We start from the raw sequence: 1530 nt of genomic DNA on the forward strand, positions 1-1530 counted from the left end.
GTGCGAACACTGATCCAGGCTCCTTCCAGAACATTCTCAGCCATGCGGCGCTCGGCTGTGTCGCGGGCGCGGCCGGCAGCGGGGACTGTGCGTCAGGGGCGATTGGCGGCGCAACCGGCGCAGTGATATCGCCGCTGGTTGGCGGGGCGTTGGGCGTCACGACGAATGCAGACCGTGAAAACACGCTAAACCGGGTTGTGGTGACAGCGGTTGCCATGCTGACGGGAGGCGGGCTGGCGGCAGCGTTTGAGCAGGAGGGACTGGCCGCGGCTGGCGCTGCACAGAACGAGGCCCTTAACAACTACCTGAGTAGCAAGCCGGAGCGGCAAGCGCTTGAAAAGGCCAATCGGGAATGTGCGAATGGCGTCTGGTCCTCGTGTGCGTCCGCCAATATCTACTCGGAAACTGACCGTAAGAACAACGCTCAGCTGACCGATGGACTGAGTAGTTGCGAGGGAAGCCGTTGCCAAGCGCTTGCGAACTGGATTCAGGGCCAGAAGGCTGCCTACGGCTGCGGTGCAGGTGGCGGCAGCGTGGATTGCCAGGTCTTGGACAAGAGCTGGCAAATTGCGCAGTCCAAGGCGCAGGGCCTTGAGGTGCCAGCATTTGCGCCCGATGATTTGATCGGAACGGGGCTGGTCAAGGGGTTGCTGACGGGTACACTCAAAGGTATTGGCCTGTTGGGTGTGACGAAGGTTGTTCCAGTCGATGCTGCGAAAGTTTTGGGCGAGCGGCTTGCCACAAGCAGTGGGGCAACAGGGACGGTATGGGATGCGATAACAGCGACACAGTCGACTTATCCTGGTTCCGTGATTCCAAAGTCCTTTGAGATGTCGCTGCCCAATGGGCAAAGTGTTTGGGTGCATGGAAATGCAACGGAGCATTTGGCGGAGTACGCCCAGATGATCGCAACGAGCAATCCTCCGGGTGTTGTCCGGCTAACGACGCAACAGCAACTTGCGAGCTTGCAGGGAGCGGTGAACACGGCGACCCAAGGTGGGGTGCCATATAACCAATTATTGAATGTTGGTGGCTGGGAGCTGAAGTTTGCGCCCCCGCGGCAACCGGGGCAAATTCCGGCCCTTATCCATGCACTTCCCGTCGGAGAGTAAATTAAGAAATGGAAATCAAGATCGAAAGGCCGCTTCGTCTGCACCTTGATGTTGTTGAGATGGACGAACATGTGCCGTCAATGAAAACGCAGATCATCGTTGAAGTACAACAGTTTGGACACAGGTTGGAGTATTACGGGAGTTCGTGGTTTGACTGCACCGTTTGGGACACGTTTGTCGAGGGCCTAAGCAGTCTGGAGGTGAGAGAAGCCAATCTTGTGGATATGGGAGGTCACTTCGTCTTGAGGCTCGGCGTAGTCAATGGAAAGCCATATATATTGTGGGAAATGAAGAAGGTCGACGTATCGGGTGCAATATCTACAGCCACGTTCCGCTCATCGATTGATGACGATACCTTTGCGCATGTGAAACGTCAGTTCGAGGAGTTCTGACGCTGGTGATAGTTGCTGGACCATGG

1 protein-coding gene and 1 pseudogene are annotated in these 1530 nt (G+C 56.7%); both read left to right on the plus strand.

The window, feature by feature from the left end; translation table 11 throughout:
* Positions 1-1112 (plus strand): annotated as a pseudogene (locus tag AC1DKD_RS41200) (hypothetical protein); the annotation flags it as partial.
* An 8-nt stretch (positions 1113-1120) separates the two neighbouring features.
* A complete protein-coding gene (locus tag AC1DKD_RS41205) occupies positions 1121-1504 on the plus strand; it encodes a hypothetical protein (RefSeq protein WP_441637685.1) in 384 nt (127 codons plus the stop codon).
* The last annotated feature ends 26 nt before the right edge of the window (positions 1505-1530 follow it).

It is taken from the genome of Cupriavidus sp. 05T313, assembly GCF_056396665.1.